Raw genomic sequence first — 20,220 nt, forward strand, 5'->3', positions numbered from 1 at the left:
AAAACTAACTTCATGAAAGCACCTTTGCAATGACCGTTGTCAGTCTTTACAGGGGATGACCAAAAAAGGAATATTAAGATATGAGGCGATTTCCATAATAACAGGTTCCCTAATGATTTTTTCAAACAAGCTGTGCTCATAATTTACCATAACCAATAGATTTACCTTCAAATCCCTTACAAAATCATTGATTACCTTGGCTTTTTCCTGGTAATGGGGTCTCCAATGGGTTGTATGTTCAATTTTACCAAGTTCTTTTTCAAGCATAGCCTTATTGGCTTTTTGGTTTTGGTTTAGCTTCTTGTCCTCACCAACATTCATGATTTGAACTTCGGATTGGTACATTTCAGCAATATATAACAATGGTTCCAGTACATCATGGGAGAAGTTCCTCTTGTAATATGTGGCAAATGCGATTTGTTTTGGTTGAACGAATTCTGTCTCCCGGGGTACCATAAGTACAGGACATTTTCTGATGCGGCCTATGGTCCGAATGGTATTTCCACCCAAAAAGATTTCCTTGGCCCCCATTTTACCTTTGTTACCCATGACCACAAGATCTATGTCCAAATCAAAAACACAACGCCCAATGCATTCAAGCATTTCTCCTTTTTTGGAAACAATTTTGAAGGTATGCTTTGGGTTTTCGGTATCGCGGTTGATTCTATGCACCGTTTCGGTTAATCCTTCCTTGGATTCATCTGCAAGTAACTTTAGCAATACTTTTCCACCTTCCTTTTGAAAGCGGGGAGTCTTCAGGGCAACATACTCGTCATACACATTGAGAATGTGAAACGTACATTGTTCACCGGTCAAAAGCTGGGTGGTATAATGTAAAGCATTGTATGCATCATTTGAAAAGTCTGTGGGCACCAAAATGTTTTTCATGACATCAATATTTAATCAGGGCAGGGAATAACCATAAAAGGAATGTAAAGGTTGAGACCTATTTTATTGATAACAGGTTTTAGGAACAGCCGCTCTAGAAATGTATGTTTGTTCATGATCATGACTAGGAGGTTGATCTTGTTCTTAAGTTGGAATTCATTGATTCCGTTGATTACCTCATTGTTGGGCATATCGTGGAATATATGGGCAAAAGGCTTTAGCAATTTTCCCAACTTCTCTTTATTGGCAATTTGGGACTCCGTCAGGGCATCACCGGTGGCCACGTGCAGCACATCGATTCGGGAAATATGTTCATTGGCCAGATATAGCAATTCTTTCAGCGCTTTTGTTTTATAGGATATTTCGTAATCGGTTGGAAAAAGAATTTCTTTTGGGGTTTCATAGGCAAACCCATCAGGAACTGCAATTACGGGACATTTGGCTTTTTTGATTACATGCACCGTATTGCTGCCAAATAGCAGTTCCTTGGCGCCTGTTGCACCTTTTGTGCCCATTACGATGACATTTATTCCCTCATTTTCTACCATTTCCGATATTTCATCCATTAGTGTATTGAATGCCGCCTTGATACGAAACTGGTGCAACGGATTTTTAAATGATGTTTCCAGATTTTGCTTTATATCGTCCAACTGTTCCATGGCATTTGTATGGTAGAAGTCGTCCAATCCGATTTGTTCCGAACTGAAAGAGGCATATTCTATATAATAGATCGGGGGAGAATAGGTATGTAATAAATAGAAGAGACAGGACTCATCTTTATAAAGCTCTTGGGCGTATCGGATAGCATTAAATGCATTTTCCGAAAAATCGGTGGGCAATAACACTTTTTTCATCACAATTCTATTAAGTGGATATGTATCAAAGTTACTGCCGGAGGTCTTTCAAGTCCATGATTTTGGTCAGTTTGCAATAGCAATGATTTTTCTAAATTTCAATCATTAAAAAAGAGATAAATGAAGACAAGTTTTACAAAGCTTATTAAGTCGAAACCTCAAGTTTTGGTGGATTTTTATGCGGATTGGTGCGGACCGTGTAAAATGTTGGCGCCAATTCTGGGCCAAGTAAAAGAGGAACTTGGAGATCAAATACGGATTGCAAAGATTGATGTGGACAAAAACCCAAAAATTGCTGGGAAATATCAAGTCCGAGGTGTTCCGACAATGATTCTTTTCAAAGAAGGAAAACAGGTGTGGAGGCAATCAGGAGTGGTCCAAAAAAATGAGCTTATCAATATTATCAACTCCCACTGAAATTTTGTTACTCCACCTCTGGCAGAACCAAAAAGGGCACGGAAGTATTGAAAGCCAACTTTTTGATCACACCGGTAGTGAACAATGATTCAAAAAAGCCATGCCTGTGATAAATCATGGCCAAAAGTTGCACGTTTCGTTCTGTAATCAGTTCAGAAATGGTGCTTGCCAAGGAATCTGTTTGGGATACTTCTTCAAAACTGAAGTTGATGCCTTTCATTTTCTTTTTCAACAAAACTTTTAATTTTTCTTGATAATCGGTCAAAGGCGCACCATCAATTACGTGCACAACCTGAATTTCAGCACCGGAATTTTTGGCCAAGCGTATAACTGGGTGCAATTCTATTCTTTCATAATAATGATCAAAGTTGGTGGCAATCATGAATCTTTCAATGCGAACGTGTTCATAGGTTTCTGGTACCATTAAAATGGGACAAATACGAATGCTTTCGAGCATTTTAACGGCCCTACTTCCCATAAAAAGCTCTTTTAGGGCAGAAGATCCTTTGGTGCCCATCACAATGAAATCGATGTCTTTTTCAACGATGAAACGTTTTATACCTACAAACAGATCTTTTAATAGAAGTTTAGTTTCAAAATAGTGCTCCGAACTCGTGGATTTATTTTTGAGCTTTTCAGCTGTTTTTGCGAGTTCTTTGTTCAATGATGCTCCCCGCCCAGTGGAGGCAGCACCTGGGTCAGCATGAAGCATATAAAAAGTAGAGGCCTCCTTTTTGAACAGCTCCAGGGCATATTCGGACGCTTTTAAGGCATTTTCTGAAAAATCCGTGGGTAAAAGAATATGTTTCACATTCAGAGTGTTAAAGATCTTTTGTTAAATAGTGTCTGGTAAGATCATCAGTGGCACTTGCGAATGGAAGGCCACACGTTTTACTATCGGCTCTCGGGTAAGTTTTTCCATAAACGTATGTTGATAGTGTATAATGGCAATCAAATCGGCTTGCTCTTCTTCGGCAAATCTGTTAATGCTTTTAGCCAGTTTTGAGTTGAATTCCACCTCGTAAAACTCAATGTCCAATTCACTCAACCGATCCTGCAGAATTTTTTGATTTTGTACCTGAACTTCACTTTTGTCAAACTCCTGGGTTAAATACAGGATTTTACATTTTGCTTTGGTGAGCTTGGCCAATTCAACAAGTGGTGTAAGTTCATATTTGTCAAAAAACCGGGAGAAATCTGTAGGGAAAACGATGCACTCTAGTTGCTGCAGGTTGTATGCTTTAGGCACAAGTAAAATAGGACATTCCCTAACGGACTTTAACACACGAACGGAGTTGGTTCCCATAAAAACCTCTTTGGCTCCGGTAGCGCCAAGCGTACCCATGACAATATAGTCTATGTCTTTTTGCGTTTGGAAATTTTTCAAAACACCGGCCAAATCGCCTTTTAAGGAGATAAATTGAAAGGTGTGCAGCGGATTTTTATGGTTTTCTTTTAAATAAGTTTCAATTTTTTTCAATCCATTTTTAGAGGATTCAGCAAGCGCATCAATAATCATACCTGTGCGAACGTAGGTTCGGGCACCCATTACGTTTTTTTGGTTTGGATTATAAGTATTGAGGACAAAAAAGTTACAGGAAACATCCTTAAAGAGTTTAAGGGCAAAAAATATGGCATTCCAAGAATTGTCCGAGAAATCCGTGGGTAAGAGAATATTTTTCATAGCATATTATTTTTAAGTTACAAGAGGAGTTGTATCCGGTATCACCAAAAAGGGTATAGTGGTGTGGAAACCCATGGCATCTATATTGGGCTTGATTAAAAGCCGCTCAAAAAAGTTGTGTTTTCTGTTCATCATTACCAAAAGGTCGATATCATTTTTCCCAATGAACTCATGTATTGCATTTGGCATGGGGTTTTCGTTGTCCCATTCAAATTGGCGGGTTACATCCTTCAGTTTTTCATTGAGCAACTGCTTGTTTTTTCTTTGTGTTTCTGAAATATGTGCCCGCTCGTTTACATGGAGTATTATAACCTTGGCATTTAACATTTTCACTTGACTCAATAGGAATTGAAGTTCTTCCATTTTGTAATCACTCCAGTAATCTGTGGGAAACAAAATGGTTTCCACCTTTTTATATTCACATTGTTCTGGAACAACCAAAACGGGAACCTGGGCTTTTCGAAGCGTATGTACGGTATTGGTTCCCAAAAAAATCTCTTTGGCGCCAGTGGCTCCCTGTGTGCCCATAACAATAAGGTCAACATTCCATTTATCACAGGAATTTTTGATTTCATCCGTCAATGTATTGAAAGATGAAAGCATATTGTATTTATGATTGGGATTGGAAAATTCTTCTTTAGCGTAATTAACGGTTTCTTCAAGACCAATAAGTGAAAGTTCCACGCTCGAATCTGGTATTGCACTGAACGTGGGTCCGCCCATTACATAATCCATTCTATAAAATGCAGGGGTATAGGTATGTAAAAAATGAATGTTGCATTCCTGATTTTTTAAAAAGTTGAGTCCGTAGGCAATGGCATTTCTTGCGTTCTTTGAAAAATCCGTTGGTATCAAAATTTGCTTCATGGTCTCCGTCTTTTGCTATCGGGCAATGTTTTGCATCACCATTAAGGGAACATCTGTCCGCAGTCCTAGTTTGTCCACTGTACCACGGTATAATAGGTCTTCTAAAAAGGAGTGTCTTGAATTTATCATTACCAACATATCCACTTCATGTTTTTTCCTGTAGCCCGAAATACCTTTTAACACATTGTTGTATTGTAGGGTTTTAAAAAACAGATAGGACCTTGAGAGCGCTCCTTCAACAAAGCGTTTATTATCTTCTTGTCGGTGCGATAGGGTGTCAAATTTTGTAAAGTATATACAATGTATCTCTGATTTAAAGAATCCCGCTATATCATCCAAAAGCTTCAGTTCCCTTCTTTTATAGGGTAATTGAAAATCAGTAGGGAACAAAATATGCTTGGGTTCGTGATATTCATAATTTTCTGGAATTGCAAGTACGGGACACTTTACATATTTAAAAACCTGCACGGTATTGCTCCCAAAAGAAGTGGTCTTTTCCATGGAAGCTCCCTTGGTTCCCATAACAACAAGATCTATGTTCTTTTGATCTACCAAGTGGTTAACACTATCAACAAGCGATTCGAAGACCACTTCAATTGAATATTTGTGCATGGGATTGGGAATGGGATCCTGAATGCGGGCCATCGTATTCTCCAGCGCTAATGTTGCTTTGGATTCCAATTCGTTTTTAATGAGATCCAAATCCTTTTTGGATTTAGATCGTCCAGTTTCGTAGACTTCGTCAGCATACGCATGGACAAAATAAAAGTGGGACCTACTGCACCTGAAAAGATTTAATGCATAATCAATGGCATGATCTGCATTTTTTGAAAAATCGGTAGGTATCAGTATTTTTTTCATTGCTTTTCACTTTGTACTGTTCTAAAAGTATCTGTGAAAAGTCAATTACCAAATGATAAATATCACTATCGGACTAAAAGTTATGGTTCAGGTTATTCGTGAATCACGAACATTGGTACAGAGGTATGGAAACTCATGGTTTCTACCTTGGAATCAAAAAATAACTGTTGCAGAAAATTCAAATTTCTAGCAATCATAGCAATCATTCCAATCTTGTTTTCAAGAACAAAGTCATGAATGGCGTTCACTATTTTTTTGTCAGGGATAATATCAAAGTCATACTTTTTTGGGAAAACCTCACCCAAATAATCAAAAAGATAATTTTTGTTTGTTTTCTGACCTTCGGTAAAATCTAACTGAGAACCGGAAACATGAACAACATCAAGATTTGCATTACTTAAATCTAAGATTTCAGACAAGCTCTTAAGCACTTTTGGGGTATAGAAGATGTTAAAGTCCGTCGGAAAAGCGATACGCTGCAAGGGTTTAAACTGTGCCTTCTCAGGAACAATAAGGGTATTGCACCGAACTCGGGTGATTATTGCACCGGTATTGCTCCCCATGACCTTTTTTTTCAGGTTGTCAATCCCTGTGGTGCCCATAACAATAAGATCAATGTGCTTTTCGGATATTTGTTTTTTTACAGTATCGATTAAGCCACCATACTCCATTTGGGCGTAGAAATTATGCTCTTTGCTTTTAAAATGATGGCTGGCTTTGTTTAGGAAACCGTCCAAAAGTTCCTTTTTGTCAAACTTGGTTTGATCTTTTAAATCAGTTGGTATAGGAAAAAGTCTTGCTGCATCTATAGGTTGATCCCTTAAGTCCGCTACGTGTAGAATATAAAAATTGCATGTTACCTTTTTATAAAACGCAACAGCATAGGACAGGGCATTCCAAGAATTCTCGGAAAAGTCTACTGGGACCAGAATATTTTTAGAAGTTTGGTTTGACACAGCTACAAAAGTAGCTCTGTAAAAACATGGTTTTAATGACAAATGTCATGAAACAACACTTTTTTAACTAACGTATTGGAGTTGTTTTAACTGAATAATCCGAATATTCCTACCCTCTATTTCAATAAGTCCTTCTTTTTTAAATCCCGAAAGGGTTCTGATCAAACTCTCCGTCGCAATACCTGCCACGCTGGCCAAATCACTTCGTGAGATTTTAATGGGCTCCTCAATTTTTCGGTTTAAAATTTCAGCAAATTGCAACAGGGTCTGCGCTGTTTTTTTTCTAACCGAGCTGTATGCCATTTGAAGGAGTTGGTCTTTGAAATCGGTTATATTTTCAGACAATAATTCCATAAGTTCCAGCGAAACCGTATGGTTATTTTCCAATACATCTTTCAATTCGCTCTTGGAAATGGCCGCTAATTGTGTAGCCTCTACGGCCGTAGCCGATTCCAGGTATGGTACATGGTCCATAAATGAGGTAAAGCCCAAAAAATCATCAGCACGGTACAAGGAAGTGATCAACTCTTTTCCATCCTCATCCATTTTATGGCATTTCACCACTCCTTTAAGAATTAAAAAGATTTTATTGGAATGCTCCCCTTCTTTGTAAATGGAACTGCCCTTGTCATAGTCTAGGATTTCACCATTGTCATCGAAAAAAATCTTTAATTCATTAAGGGAGCGCATTTCGTCCTCATTGCGCTTTCCTGCCGAAGCGGCTGTCATTTTTTGAAGGATTTCCGCCTTGGCCAATCTACTTTCAATGGCACTGATCAAATCTTCTTCTTCAAAAGGTTTGGTAAGGTAATCATCCGCACCCATATCCATTCCTTTTCTTATTTCCTTGTGTTCCGTTTTGGCAGAAAGGAATATAAATGGAATATGTTTTGTTGTGTCGTCGGTCGAAAGTTCTTCCAAAACACCATAACCATCAACTTCGGGCATCATAATATCACATACCACAATATCCGGTATTTTTTCTTTGGCCATTTGAATGCCGACTTTTCCATTTGGTGCTGTGTACACCGTATAGTCGCTGAGTTCGAGCAATTCAGCGGTATTTTCCCTTAACGCAAGATCGTCCTCAATCAATAATACTGTTTTCATTTGCTTTTTGGTTCTTCAAGGTTGATGGGGATTTCAACAACAAAGGTACTTCCGCTGTTCTCTTTGCTGGTAAACGAAATATTTCCTCCCAAATTTTCAAGGTGTTGCTTCACAATGTTCAAACCTATACCGGTACCTTGGTTGAGCAAGGCGTTGTTGGCCCTAAAATATCTATTAAAGATAAACTTTTGTTCCTTTTCAGGGATACCGATTCCTTGGTCTTCAACTATCAATTGCAAACATTTGTTGCTTTTTAAGACCTGAAGATTTATTGTGGTATTTTCTGGGGAATACTTTATAGCATTGTGCACGAGGTTAGACAGCATTAATTCAAAGATTTTCTCATCAAATGTGATAGTGACATCATCGATATCCTCGGGATAGTTGATTAATTGACCTGATTTGAGCAGTAAATTTGCATCATAGACCACTTGATTAACAACTTTGCTCAACGGAAACTGTTCCACATTGTAGTTTACCTTACCCGTCTCCAGTCGCTCAATGGATAAAAAATCATTGAGTATGGAATCCAATTGTTTCACCTTGCTTCTTATGGTGGAAATATGTTTGTCCCTCCGCTGCTGTTGTTCAGATTCGGTATATTTCGATAAGAGGGTCGTGGAAGTGAGAATGCTGCTCAAAGGAGTTTTAAATTCATGGGAAACCAACGAAAGAAATCGGGTTTTCAATTCGTTCAGTTCTTTCTCTTTTTCCAATGCTTGACGCAATTGTTTGGTTCGTTCCGCAACGGTACGCTCCAATTTTGCGGTATAGTCTTTTCGATCTGTAATGTCCATAATAATGGCGACCAAAACTTTTTGGCGTCCAATAAAAGAGCGTTGCAAGTGCACTTCCACGGGATAAGTACTGCCATCTTTGCGTAGATGGATGGTTTCAAAAGTAATTTTCTCTTCCTTTCCGGACTGTAATGGGGAGATGAGCTTTTTAAAGGAAGAAGTGTTGTAGTTTGGTTTAATATGAAGTGGAGTAAATTCTTGCAATTCTTCCGCCTCGTATCCCAAGTTTTTTTGAGCCCCTTGATTGGTACGCAAAAATTTCAGGGTTTTTGAATCGATAATATAAATTTCATTCAGCGATTCTTCAAAAATCCTGTTCCAGTGGTTGCGTTCTTCTTCAGCTTCAATACGATCGGTTACATCATTTTGAATGCCCACAAAGTGCGTTACCTTCCCTTGGGAATTTTTTATCGGGGTAATGGAAACCTTGTTCCACCATAGCGTACCGTCTTTTTTGTAATTCCGAATTTCAACTTCACAACTTTTTCCATCCCTTACAGCTTTGTGTAAATCCCTTACTCCTTGTTGATTATTATCCTGTCTTTGTAAAAATCGCAGGTTCTTGTTCAAAATCTCCGCTTTCGGGTATCCGGTTAGCTTTTCAAAGGCAGCATTGAGGTAAATTACCGGATTATCTTGTTGTTGGGTATCGGTAATGGTAATCCCATTGATAGCCGAGCTTAAGGCCTTGCTCCTCAGGTTTAAGTCTTTTTCAATGGCCTTTCTCGCGGAAACATCCATGATCAATGCCATGACGTAGATGGTTCCGTTAATGTTAAATGGATTGAGGCCCGCTTCAATTGGAAATTCTTCACCATTCTTGCGTAGCCCATAAAGCTCACGACCTTCGGCCATTTTTCGCTTTCCACCCTGCTTCATAAAGCCTTTAAAGTGACCACCATGGGCATGATGGTAGTTGGAGGGAATCAAAATGTTCAAAGATTGGCCTACAAGCTCATCCTCATCATAGCCAAAGATTTCATTGGTAGCGGAGTTGACAGCAACAATTTGTTGCCTTTCATTAACCACTATAATACCTTCGGATACTCCTTCGGAAAGGAGATTGAACATTTCACTGTTTTTCTCAAAAACTTGCATGTTATCTTCTTTTGATAAATCACAATTTGTACAACACAAACCAGTAAGGAAAGTGTTTAAAAACAAGAAGGTATACCAGGATTATTTGATGGCCAGCCTGTTACAGGAATGGCCACATTTGCTCAGTCTAAAAATACAAAAACCAATCAAGAAAATTGTGTTGAGTGTGACATGGTTTATTTGTTGAATTGGTTTAAACGCAAATTGATAATAGTCATATCCAGAACCAATTTGGAAAACTACATTTGAGAACGCGTTAAAAAAATGAAAGGATGAAACAGTCACAAATTGTTGGCAATGAATTATACCAGAGCTTGGGAAAGCTATTTTATTATATTGCCATGGCGGATAAGAGTATCAGGGTTGAGGAAATTGATAAATTGAAAGCCTTCATCAGAAAATATTGGTTGGATGTAGATACTATAGAAGATGAATATGGAAAAGATGCTGCTTTTCAGATAGAGGCGGTTTTTAATCGATTGCTGGAATATGAAGTCGATGCTGAGGCCGGTTTTGATGAATTCAAAACATTTTATGCTGATCATATGGAGCTCTTTGATTCCTATATCAAAGTACTCATTTTGGATACAGCCCACGCTATTGCCAACACGGTTTACGGTAAAAATAAGGCTGAACTTATAGCATTGGCCAATCTGCAATTGCTTTTTCAATAGAATTTAGAATACTGGAATTAAATAAAACTTTTCAATTATTAATTCAACTGGTCAGGTCGAGCGCAGTCGAGACCGTTTTAAGCATCAAGGTTTTATCACTTCTCGACTGCGCTCGCATCGACAATTACCTAACTTCAAACATCTATTTTGAAGGTAATCACCGGAATTTTGGCATGATTGGCCATCGCTTCACCTATACTGCCCTTTAAAAAATGGGAAATTCCTTTTCTTCCATGGGTGGGAATGGCTACGGCATCGGCCCCAACCTTTTTCGCATAGTTCAATATTCCTTCCTCTATCGAAATGTCATTATAAACAACTACTTCCTCTTGAATAGCAAATCGCTCTCTATAGTATTTCAGTTTTTCTTCAATGGAAGTATCGCTCAAAAACTTTATTGAAGGTGTGTTTACAAAAACAGGATATACAGTTGCATTAAAAACCTGTGCGAACTGCTTTACCCTTTTATATGTTCCAATAATTTCATCTTTAAAATTCCAAGCGAAGACCAGTGCTTTGAGCTTAAGATTATGCCTAGGTTGTTTGATTACAAGAACGGGAACTTCGCACGTACGGACTACTTTTTCAGTATTGGACCCTACAAAAGTATCCTTGGCGCGACTTACCCCGTGAGATCCCATGACCACAAGGTCAATGTGCAGTTCCTTCACAATAGCATTGATTTCACTGAATATTTTATAATTCTGAACCAATTTCAACAGTTTCAGCCCCCTTAAATATTCCTTGTCCAAGAAAGGTTTAAACCGTTTTTTGGCCAGTTTCATATAGTACTGGGCCTCCTTGTATTCCTCAGCCTCGTTTTTCGACAACACGGATTCAGAAAGACCGATCATATGCAGTACATAGATTTCCATATGTTTCTCCCTTGCGATTTGGGCCGCAACCTCCAAGGCGTACTCCGAATGTTTGGAAAAATCAACAGGAACTAAAATCTTTTTCATGGGAATGGGATTAATAATCCATTTTCAAATGTAAGGGACCATGGTTTCAATACATATGACCATAATCAGGTGTACCAGATTTTATTTTTTTGGAAACCTCTTATGCCGCATCTGGGCAAGCTGATCTATATCAGTTTTTTTCTTTGTCTTTTTGAAGAATTTTGTTGTCGCCGCAACTTTTAATTGTAATGGAAAAATTTGAACGCGGAGCAAAATGATGAACTTATGAAAATAGAACAGATTTATACAGGATGTTTGGCCCAAGGGGCCTATTATGTTGAAAGTAGGGGTGAAGCTGCTATTATTGATCCTTTAAGGGAAGTGGAACCTTATATTAAAATGGCAGAAGAACGGGGAGTAAAAATAAAATACGTTTTTGAAACTCATTTTCATGCCGATTTTGTTTCTGGGCATATTGATTTGGCTCAAAAAACGGGAGCACAAATTGTGTACGGACCTACAACAATGGAAACGGGGTTCGATTTTATATCTGGAGCTGATGGACAAGAGTTTAAGTTGGGAAATGCTATCATTCGACTCATTCATACACCTGGGCATACCATGGAGAGTTGTTGTTATCTGTTAATTGATGAAACGGGAACCCCAACTTCATTGTTTACAGGTGATACCCTGTTCATCGGAGATGTAGGTAGACCTGATTTGGCTCAAAAAGTCATTTCCGACCTTACCCAGGAAAAATTGGCAGGCTTACTGTTTGATTCACTTCGCAACAAAATAATGCCACTGAACAATGACCTTATTGTATATCCTGGCCATGGAGCGGGCAGTGCATGTGGAAAAATGATGAGCAATGAAACAACGGATACCCTAGGACATCAAAAAAAGACCAATTATGCCTTAAACCCCTCCTTGAGTCGAGAAGAATTCATAGATAGTGTTTTGACCGGACTTACACCCCCTCCAGGGTATTTTCCACAAAATGTATTGTTGAATATCAAGGGATATGAAAATATTTACGAAGTGGTTAAAAAAGGAACCAAACCACTTACGGTGGAAGTCTTTGAAGTAGCAAAAGAGGAAACCTGTGCAACCATTGTTGATACACGAAATGCCCAAGAATTTGCTAGGGGATTCATTGAAGATTCGTACAATATTGGATTGGATGGGAGTTTTGCCAATTGGGTGGGAACCACAATTGTTGACATAAAAACCCCTTTATTGATTGTTACTGATGAAGGAAAGGAAGAAGAAGTTGCTACTCGTTTGGCGAGAATTGGCTTTGACAATACATTGGGCTACCTGGAAGGGGGCATAAAAGCATGGCAAAAAGCAGGAAAACAACTAGAACGGATAAAATCTATTTCTGCAGAACGATTAGCATCTATCATGGAGACAAAGCACGTCAATTTAATAGATGTTAGACGTAAAAGTGAGTACAATAGTGAACATGTACTACATGCACTAAACATGCCCTTGGACTATGTAAAGGATAGCCTTAGTGAGATTGACAAGAGAAAAATTTACTACGTGCATTGTCAAGGAGGGTATAGATCTATGGTCTTCATCTCTATTTTAAGGTCAATGGGCTATGAGAACCTAATTGATGTTAAGGGAGGTTTCAACCATATGAAAGCTTCTGGTAAATTTGATATATCCGACTACAAAGCTCCTACCACTATGCTTTAATGATTAAAGCGTTACCTGTTTAGAGTTGACGATGATCATTTCATATTGAGAATCCAAAACATACCTTGAAACTCATAAAATTTACAATTATGAGAACTATAGGTATGTTTTTGGTATTGATGTTTATTGTGCAAACCTCTTTCAATGCTCAGGAAAAATTGGAGGGCTTAAACCAAATCACCGAATATAAAGAAGGTCTTGCAGCCGTACGAAAAGGAAACCAATGGGGATTCATCAATAAGAAAGGTGAGCTGGCCATTGACTTTAGGAACGACCTCGTTTGGAACAAAGATGCAAAGCCCGCTAATCAAGGTTTACTGGGAATCCGATACCCTTCATTTGAAAATGGCATGTGTCCAGTACAACAATTGGAAGATGGGATACCCATCTACGGATTCATAAATACCCATGGAAAATTGGTGGTGGACTATCAGTTTTTAAACGTTTCATCCTTTAAGGATGGATATGCAACAGGTGTATATTTCGACAAAGTATTAAGGGGGACAAACGAGTTCAAGTTAAAAATCTACGACTTTAAATTTCATGATGTCTTGATAGACTCCAAGGGTAAAATTGTTGAGTTTTTTGATAGGCGCTATAACATACAAATGACCAAAAAAAGATATAAAATGCCCGCACTTCGTGTTAAATACCTTTCCAAAGACATGGTTGCCATTTTTGTTGAAGGAAAAGGATGGGAAATCCGAAAAGTGGTTCTTTAAAATATCTGGACTACAAATTCATATACCATGGAAAATTTGTTGGGTACAAGTGACCTAGATCATTGAGCATGCCTCGAACAACCACGTACTTTGCAAAAAGCTTTGATAATGTGGTGGATACTACTTGTGGCATTGCTTGTTCTTTTTGGGGTTTACCTGTTGTTTGCACCACTGGTGCTGTATATGGATACAAAGGAGAACACCTATTTTGTGGAGCTGAAAGGGTTGGCCAAAGCAAGTTTTGAACCTGACAAATTGGAACTTGTCAAAATCAAACTACGGATAGCTTTCATAAACTTTGACTTTTATCCCTTAAGAACAAATCGTCGCTCCAAAAAGAAGGCAGTTGGCAGGGAAAAGTCTAAAAAAGCGCACAAAATGAGCCCTAGGAAAATAGCAAGGTTATTGAGGTCTTTCAGCATCAAAAAATTGTATCTGAATGTTGATACCGGAGATTTTGTGTTGAATGCCAAGTTGTTCCCATTATTTAATTTTTTGAATCACCATGTTGGAAGGTTTAATATAAACTTTAATGGAAATAACAGGATGGTTCTAATGGCAAGTAATAGACCCATAAACATTATCAAAATATTTGTTAACACTTAAAAATTAAAGTCATGGAGTTACATTTTGAAGAATTATTGAAACAAATCACAGATTTTATCAAATCTGAAGCGAACACCGACACTGTGATCGGAGAGCAGTTTGAACTTGGAGAATTTAAATGTGTGCCTGTTATCAAGGTTGGTATGGGATTTGGCTCCGGAGGAGGAGAAGGAACTGAGGCCAAAGGTAAAAGAGGCGAAGGTATGGGAGCGGGTGCTGGCGTAGGCATTGAACCCATTGGTTTTTTAGTAAGCAAGGAAGATAAAATTTTCTTTGTGGAGGCAGGGAAGACCCATGGTCTTTCGGCAGCGATAGAAAAGGTTCCAGAAATGGTTACAAAACTGGCCGAGAACAGAAGTAAACAAAAAGAAACAGCCTAACCATTCAATATCACTTTTTCAGGAGAAGTAAGAAGAGGAGGCATTTGGCCTCCTCTTTTTTATAAGACTGTAGTATATACATTCCATTTATATTATCCGAAACCTTTGGTTAACAGAAAAACCCCCAAAAACAACAATAACATATAAAGCACCTGGAAAAACTTAACATTTTTAAGCTGTAGCCCTTCTGCCAATTTATTGGAAAATGTAAAAAACATAATCCCGATGAACAAGGAAATCCAACCGATCAGTGTAATGATTAATCTCCAGTCATTCACCCAAATGTTATGGGCCAAAATGTTCAGAATTCCCATAATAATGGCCATAAAGGCCGTAATTAAAAGAAACTTTGGGTCTTTTAAGTAGCCAAAAATGTCACGGATACGTTTTGGGTTGAAAACCAGCACCACAAAAAAGATGATTAGGTATAATCCCCAAAATTTGGCCAATAATGCTGATGTTCCCATGTTTTCCGATTAATAAGCTATCCCAAAAGTAACCTTCCACGATACCATTAGTTATGATTTTTGTCATTTCCAATATTAGTTGATGTACCTAATTTCACTGAAACTTCAAATATGAAAGGTGTACTCAAATTGGGCAAGGTGTCCGGTATCGGAATAGAGGTCCACTGGACTTTTACGTTGTTATTGCTCTGGGTTGCCTTTTTAGAGATACAAAGAGGTGGAAACATAACTTCTATTCTTGTTAACATGGCCTTGGTGATAGTACTTTTTTTCTGCGTAGTGCTGCACGAACTTGGTCATGCTCTAACAGCAAAAAGGTTTGGGATAAAAACAAAACAGATTACGCTTTTGCCTATTGGCGGGGTTGCTTCACTGGAAAAGATTCCCGAAAAACCAGCTCAAGAACTTATGGTGGCATTGGCTGGCCCGGCAGTAAATGTTTTGATTGCGTTGTTTTTGCTCCTTTTTATTCCCTTACAAAGTTACTTGGGTTTAGATGTTGAAGCTTTGGACAAGCTTGTAACCGCACCCGATATCCAAACTTTTCTTTTCTTTCTTTTTGTCGCCAATGTAATGTTGGTTGTCTTTAATATGATTCCTGCTTTCCCCATGGATGGTGGTCGAGTATTTAGAGCTTTGTTAACCTTTAGGTTAGGTCGTGTTAAAGCAACTCAAGTTGCTGCAGGATTGGGACAAATCTTGGCGGTTCTCTTTTTTATGTTCGGTCTGTTGTTGAATCCTTTTTTGATCCTGATTGCATTGTTCATTTTCTTTGGCGCCTATGGCGAAAACCAGATGGTGAAACAAGGAGCTTTGCTCAAAGGCCACCTTGTAGAGGAAGCCATGCTTACCAATATTACCATATTGCATCCATCCACGACCGTAGAAGAAGTCATTGAAGTTTTGCTCAAAGGAACCGAGAAACATTTTTTAGTTGCCGATAAGAATGAAGTCTTGGGAACCGTAGACCACAAAGCGGCGTTGAAATATGCAAAGGAACCCCAACGTTCGGTCAATGAAATTATGAGAAAGGAAATTCAGCAGGTTGAGTCTTCCACGGAAATCACGACAGCATTCGAAATGTTGGCTAAGAAAAACATTGATCTTTTGGCTGTGACCAAAAATAAAACACTGGTCGGAGCCATAGACAGAACAAACATTGGAGAATTCATACTCTTACAAACCAATTTATCTGCTCAATAAGATGAGATGTTTCAATCAAATTGTAATTGTCATTATCGCTTTAATTCTTGCGGGATGCGGTAATGGGGATGGTAAAATCCTTCCCAAAAAAACAAAAATTACGGAATCGGTATACGCCTCGGTGACCATTCAACCGGATAGTCTGTATCAAGCGTATGCCATTGTGGCTGGAATTTTGGATAAAAACCTTGTGGAAGAAGGGGATATAGTGGAAAAAGGACAATCTATTCTTCAAATCATCAACAACACGCCCAAGTTGAGCTCTGAAAATGCCAGACTGGCCTATGAGCTTGCCAAAGAAAATTACAACGGCTCGGCGGCCATTATCAAAAGTATTGAGGATGAGATAGATGCGGCAGTTTTGAGGTTTAGCAATGATTCCATCAATTTCTTCAGGCAACAAAATCTATGGAATAAGAAAATTGGGTCCAAAGCGGACTTTGACAACAAAAAACTCGCATTCGAGCTTTCAAAAAACAACCTGCAAGTATTGAGGAGCAAATACGAACGCACAAAAAAGGAACTATCTACTCAACTTCAACAAGCGGAGAATATTTACAGAACCTCTCAAATTGCAACAGAGGATTTCACCGTGACCAGTAAAATAACAGGAAAGGTTTACGCTCTTTTCAAGAACCCTGGCGAGATCGTGACCACAATGGAACCGTTAGCTTCGGTAGGACGAAGCGATAAGTTTATAATAGAAATGCTGGTGGATGAGGTGGATATTGTGAAGATACGTGAAGGGTTAAAAGTGATCATATCACTCGATGCCTACAATTCCCAAGCATTTGAGGCAAAAGTGGACAAAATTTATCCTCGCAAGGATGAACGTTCGCAGACCTTTACCATTGAAGCTGTTTTTTTGAGTCCGCCGGAAGTTTTATATCCCGGATTGGCTGGGGAAGCCAATATAATAATTGATGAAAAATTGGAAACACTGGTGATTCCGAAGGAATATTTAATAGATGGAAACCAGATTTTAACCGAAGATGGCCCCGTTGCTGTTACAGTTGGCCTCCAAAGTTTGGACCAAGTTGAAATCACATCAGGGTTACATGCCGAAACCTATATTCTAAAACCAGAAAGATGATTAACTGGAAGGTGATATTGGGCATTGCCAAAACCCATTTGGTTACCAAAATGAAGTCTACTGTGACGGCATCATTGGGAGTGACCTTTGGCATAGGGGCCTATATAACCTTGGTAAGTTTTATGACTGGGCTTAATAAAATGCTGGATGACCTTATTCTCAATCAAACCCCGGATATTCACCTGTACAATGAAATTGAACCTTCGGTAAAACAACCCATTGCTTTTTTTGAGGATTATGCAAAGGCATTCAATATTGTGCATTCCATCAAACCCAAACAGAGTCAGACCAAAATCCACAATGCATTACCAATTTTAAGTCATTTGCGAAAAAATGAATCCATAAGGGGCGCTACGCCACAGATTCGCGCCCAGATTTTTTATTTATCGGGCTCCATAGAATTGGGAGGTAATCTAGCGGGAATCGATGTAATGGAAGAGGTTCGCCTGTACAATATGAACGATTATATTGTTAAAGGGTCGCCAGAGGCCCTTCAAAACACGGAGAATGGAATTTTATTGGGAGCAGGAGTTGCCAAAAAAATGTCCTTGGATGTTGGGGACAGAATCCAGGTTAGCACTGTTAGGGGAGCTATTTTTCCTTTAAAGATTGTAGGCATCTATCAAAGCGGAATATCGGATATAGACAATATTCAAAGTTTTGCAAAACTCAAAACCGTGCAGCGGATTCTTGGTGAAGCAGAGAACTATATTACGGACATCAATATTAAACTGTTCAATATGGATTTGGCGGTTCCTATGGCAAGGCAGTTGGAACAACAATTTAAGGTAAAGGCCACCGATATAAAGGAAGCCAATGCCCAATTTGAGGCTGGGACCACCATACGAAATCTAATTACCTACTCGGTTTCCATAACCCTTTTGATCGTTGCAGGATTTGGAATCTATAATATTCTGAATATGTTGATCTATGAAAAAATGAAAGATATTGCCATTTTAAAAGCCACGGGATTTTCTGGTTTGGATGTGCAACTGATCTTTATGAGTCAGGCTATGCTGATTGGAATTATTGGAGGACTGAGCGGTTTGGTCATTGGTTTTGGCCTTTCAAGATTGATAGACAATGTTGCTTTTGAAACCGAAGCACTTCCTACCATAACCACCTATCCCATAAACTACAATCCATGGTTTTATGTTATTGGAATCTCCTTTGCATTGCTGTCCACTTTTGTAGCGGGCTACTTACCTTCTAACAAGGCCAGGAAAATTGATCCTGTTCGAATAATCAGGGGCACTTAAACCAAGAAGGATGGGACTAGTATTAAAAGCGGAAAAAATCAACAAACTCTTTAAAAAACCGGTAATGTTCCATGTGATCAAAGACATAGGTTTTGAGGTAAAGCAAGGCGAGTTTGCTTCCATAATGGGCAAATCTGGGTGCGGAAAGTCTACGCTGTTGTACATTTTGTCCACCATGGATACCGATTACGAAGGAAAATTGTTCTTGAACGACAAGCTTGTTACTGGAAAGCCCCAGAAAGAACTTTCAAGGATACGCAACAAACATATCGGGTTTGTGTTTCAATTTCATTATCTCCTCTCGGAGTTCAGTGTATTGGAAAATGTAATGTTGCCCGCCAAAAAATTAGCAGAAAAGACTGATAGTGAAATTGAGCATAATGCCATGGAAAAATTAAAAATGCTCAACATTGGACATTTGGCGAAAAAAAGGGCCTCAAGAATCTCGGGAGGCGAGAAGCAACGGGTAGCCATTGCGCGGGCATTGATCAATGATCCTTCCATATTGATGGGAGATGAGCCCACAGGCAATCTGGATAGCTATAATTCTGAAAACGTGTTCCAGATATTCAAAAAACTCAAAGAAGAGCAAGGACTTTCCTTGTTGGTGGTGACACACGATATGGATTTTGCCGAACGAACAGATAGAATCATACAGATGGAGGATGGCAGGATCATTAGCTAAAATGTTCACTCCTTGTTTTCCATTTTCCTTTGTTCTTTTTCTTGTCTTTTAAAATATCTATGGGTTAAAAAATTGTGTTTTAAAGCCTCCATGTTCTCGTTGAAACGTTCTGTGCCTTGTTCAATATTATACATTGTTCGTTGTAATTGGTTGGTCAACAGGGTGTCTTTTACCAACAAATTTAAGGTACCCTTTCCTTCCTTCATTTCATTGACCATTCCGTCCAGATGTTGCAAAAGGCTATCCATAGCGACACTTGAGGTTTCCATGTTTTGAATGGTATTCCTCATTTTTTGGCCCATTATTGAATCGTTTAGCAAGACTCCGGCAACACTTTCTTCCAGATCAATCGCTTTTATGATGGAATTGAGTTCCTTCATCGCCGAATTGGCTTCAACACTGGTATATTTTAGATTGACCACAATTTCTTGAAGATTTTGGGCCATTAGGGTATCGTTCAACAGTTTTCCGAGAGTACCTTCCCCATTTTTCAAAGATTGGGTGACCTTGAGCAAATCAGCAGTGAGCAATGCCGCATTTTGGTTGGTAACGTTCAAAGTGCTCAACATGTCTTCCGCGCCAATGCGACTGTAAGAATCTATTTCCTCTCCGTTGCCCACAATTTCACTTGACCCTTTGCCCGGAATGATGTTTACGATCATACTTCCGACCAATCCATCGGAACCTATGGTCGCAATGGCATCTTTTTTAATATGCTCATGCATTTTTTCCTCTATGGACATACGTACCCGTATGGTACTGTCATTTTCCATTTCAATGCCTTTGACCGTACCAACATTGATTCCTGAATACCGTACATTATTGCCCAGTTGAAGCCCATTTACATTGTTAAAAACAGTGGTAATGGTAAAGGTCTTGCTAAAAAGGCTTTGGTTATTGCCGATTAAATATGAAGCAATAATTATGAGAATGGTCCCGAGAACCACAAATAAACCAAGTCTTGTTTTTTGGGTGTTTGTCTTTGCCATA

General features: G+C 38.8%; 22 protein-coding genes. 10 read left to right on the forward strand and 12 right to left on the reverse strand.

Annotation, left to right across the window (positions count from 1 at the left end; translation table 11 throughout):
* Window positions 1-39 precede the first annotated feature (39 nt).
* Both ACULLG_RS09055 and ACULLG_RS09060 read right to left on the reverse strand, forming a co-directional pair.
* Entirely contained in the window at window positions 40-888 is an 849-nt protein-coding gene (locus ACULLG_RS09055; RefSeq protein WP_452126437.1) for a universal stress protein, read from the reverse strand.
* 11 nt (window positions 889-899) lie between these two features.
* On the reverse strand, window positions 900-1,742 hold the full coding sequence (locus ACULLG_RS09060) for a universal stress protein (RefSeq protein ID WP_452126438.1): 843 nt from the start codon (window positions 1,740-1,742) through the stop codon (window positions 900-902).
* A 120-nt stretch (window positions 1,743-1,862) separates the two neighbouring features.
* On the opposite strand from ACULLG_RS09060, the gene trxA reads away from it, so the two are divergent.
* On the forward strand, window positions 1,863-2,159 hold the full coding sequence (gene trxA, locus ACULLG_RS09065; protein ID WP_452126439.1) for a thioredoxin: 297 nt from the start codon (window positions 1,863-1,865) through the stop codon (window positions 2,157-2,159).
* A 7-nt stretch (window positions 2,160-2,166) separates the two neighbouring features.
* Here trxA and ACULLG_RS09070 read toward each other — a convergent pair whose 3' ends face one another.
* From ACULLG_RS09070 to ACULLG_RS09100, 7 genes are all read right to left on the reverse strand, one after another.
* Window positions 2,167-2,970, reverse strand: a complete 804-nt coding sequence (locus ACULLG_RS09070; RefSeq protein ID WP_452126440.1) for a universal stress protein — start codon at window positions 2,968-2,970, stop codon at window positions 2,167-2,169.
* Window positions 2,971-2,994: 24 nt separating this feature from the next.
* Window positions 2,995-3,843 carry a universal stress protein gene (locus tag ACULLG_RS09075; protein WP_452126441.1) on the reverse strand — a complete coding sequence of 283 codons (849 nt, stop codon included), beginning with the start codon at window positions 3,841-3,843 and terminating at the stop codon, window positions 2,995-2,997.
* Between the two features lie 12 nt (window positions 3,844-3,855).
* Window positions 3,856-4,710, reverse strand: coding sequence for a universal stress protein (locus ACULLG_RS09080; RefSeq protein ID WP_452126442.1), 855 nt, complete (start codon window positions 4,708-4,710; stop codon window positions 3,856-3,858).
* A 15-nt stretch (window positions 4,711-4,725) separates the two neighbouring features.
* Window positions 4,726-5,571: a universal stress protein gene (locus ACULLG_RS09085; protein ID WP_452126443.1), complete on the reverse strand. Its 846-nt coding sequence runs from the start codon at window positions 5,569-5,571 to the stop codon at window positions 4,726-4,728.
* A 92-nt stretch (window positions 5,572-5,663) separates the two neighbouring features.
* Complete coding sequence (locus tag ACULLG_RS09090; protein WP_452126444.1) at window positions 5,664-6,527, reverse strand: universal stress protein; 864 nt, start codon at window positions 6,525-6,527, stop codon at window positions 5,664-5,666.
* Between the two features lie 63 nt (window positions 6,528-6,590).
* Window positions 6,591-7,637, reverse strand: a complete 1,047-nt coding sequence (locus tag ACULLG_RS09095) for a response regulator (protein ID WP_452126445.1) — start codon at window positions 7,635-7,637, stop codon at window positions 6,591-6,593.
* Window positions 7,634-9,532 (reverse strand): sensor histidine kinase, encoded by a 1,899-nt coding sequence (locus ACULLG_RS09100; protein ID WP_452126446.1) that lies wholly within the window; start codon window positions 9,530-9,532, stop codon window positions 7,634-7,636. Before ACULLG_RS09100 ends, ACULLG_RS09095 begins: the two co-directional genes overlap by 4 nt.
* 272 nt (window positions 9,533-9,804) lie before the next feature.
* On the opposite strand from ACULLG_RS09100, the gene ACULLG_RS09105 reads away from it, so the two are divergent.
* Window positions 9,805-10,206, forward strand: a complete 402-nt coding sequence (locus tag ACULLG_RS09105; RefSeq protein WP_452126447.1) for a hypothetical protein — start codon at window positions 9,805-9,807, stop codon at window positions 10,204-10,206.
* 134 nt (window positions 10,207-10,340) lie between these two features.
* On the opposite strand, the gene ACULLG_RS09110 is transcribed toward ACULLG_RS09105, so the two are convergent.
* The gene (locus ACULLG_RS09110) at window positions 10,341-11,168 is read right to left on the reverse strand and encodes a universal stress protein (protein WP_452126448.1); all 828 of its coding nucleotides are present in this window, start codon (window positions 11,166-11,168) and stop codon (window positions 10,341-10,343) included.
* A gap of 225 nt (window positions 11,169-11,393) precedes the next feature.
* Between ACULLG_RS09110 and ACULLG_RS09115 the strand changes: the two genes are divergently transcribed.
* From ACULLG_RS09115 to ACULLG_RS09130, 4 genes are all read left to right on the forward strand, one after another.
* Window positions 11,394-12,815 carry an MBL fold metallo-hydrolase gene (locus tag ACULLG_RS09115; protein ID WP_452126449.1) on the forward strand — a complete coding sequence of 474 codons (1,422 nt, stop codon included), beginning with the start codon at window positions 11,394-11,396 and terminating at the stop codon, window positions 12,813-12,815.
* Between the two features lie 89 nt (window positions 12,816-12,904).
* Window positions 12,905-13,537 carry a WG repeat-containing protein gene (locus ACULLG_RS09120; RefSeq protein WP_452126450.1) on the forward strand — a complete coding sequence of 211 codons (633 nt, stop codon included), beginning with the start codon at window positions 12,905-12,907 and terminating at the stop codon, window positions 13,535-13,537.
* 108 nt (window positions 13,538-13,645) lie between these two features.
* Window positions 13,646-14,143 (forward strand): hypothetical protein, encoded by a 498-nt coding sequence (locus ACULLG_RS09125; RefSeq protein ID WP_452126451.1) that lies wholly within the window; start codon window positions 13,646-13,648, stop codon window positions 14,141-14,143.
* Window positions 14,144-14,154: 11 nt separating this feature from the next.
* Window positions 14,155-14,523 (forward strand): GerW family sporulation protein, encoded by a 369-nt coding sequence (locus ACULLG_RS09130; protein WP_452126452.1) that lies wholly within the window; start codon window positions 14,155-14,157, stop codon window positions 14,521-14,523.
* A 92-nt stretch (window positions 14,524-14,615) separates the two neighbouring features.
* Here ACULLG_RS09130 and ACULLG_RS09135 read toward each other — a convergent pair whose 3' ends face one another.
* A complete protein-coding gene (locus tag ACULLG_RS09135) occupies window positions 14,616-14,990 on the reverse strand; it encodes a hypothetical protein (RefSeq protein ID WP_452126453.1) in 375 nt (124 codons plus the stop codon).
* A 111-nt stretch (window positions 14,991-15,101) separates the two neighbouring features.
* On the opposite strand from ACULLG_RS09135, the gene ACULLG_RS09140 reads away from it, so the two are divergent.
* The 4 genes from ACULLG_RS09140 to ACULLG_RS09155 are packed head-to-tail and all read left to right on the forward strand — an operon-like array spanning window position 15,102 to window position 19,230.
* Complete coding sequence (locus ACULLG_RS09140) at window positions 15,102-16,193, forward strand: site-2 protease family protein (RefSeq protein ID WP_452126454.1); 1,092 nt, start codon at window positions 15,102-15,104, stop codon at window positions 16,191-16,193.
* Between the two features lies 1 nt (window position 16,194).
* Window positions 16,195-17,286 carry an efflux RND transporter periplasmic adaptor subunit gene (locus tag ACULLG_RS09145; protein WP_452126455.1) on the forward strand — a complete coding sequence of 364 codons (1,092 nt, stop codon included), beginning with the start codon at window positions 16,195-16,197 and terminating at the stop codon, window positions 17,284-17,286.
* A complete protein-coding gene (locus ACULLG_RS09150) occupies window positions 17,283-18,545 on the forward strand; it encodes an ABC transporter permease (RefSeq protein WP_452126456.1) in 1,263 nt (420 codons plus the stop codon). Before ACULLG_RS09145 ends, ACULLG_RS09150 begins: the two co-directional genes overlap by 4 nt.
* A 10-nt stretch (window positions 18,546-18,555) precedes the next feature.
* A complete protein-coding gene (locus ACULLG_RS09155; RefSeq protein WP_452126457.1) occupies window positions 18,556-19,230 on the forward strand; it encodes an ABC transporter ATP-binding protein in 675 nt (224 codons plus the stop codon).
* Between the two features lie 5 nt (window positions 19,231-19,235).
* On the opposite strand, the gene ACULLG_RS09160 is transcribed toward ACULLG_RS09155, so the two are convergent.
* Complete coding sequence (locus ACULLG_RS09160; protein ID WP_452126458.1) at window positions 19,236-20,219, reverse strand: MlaD family protein; 984 nt, start codon at window positions 20,217-20,219, stop codon at window positions 19,236-19,238.
* Between the last annotated feature and the right edge of the window lies 1 nt (window position 20,220).

This window comes from Flagellimonas sp. 2504JD1-5 (assembly GCF_053618295.1).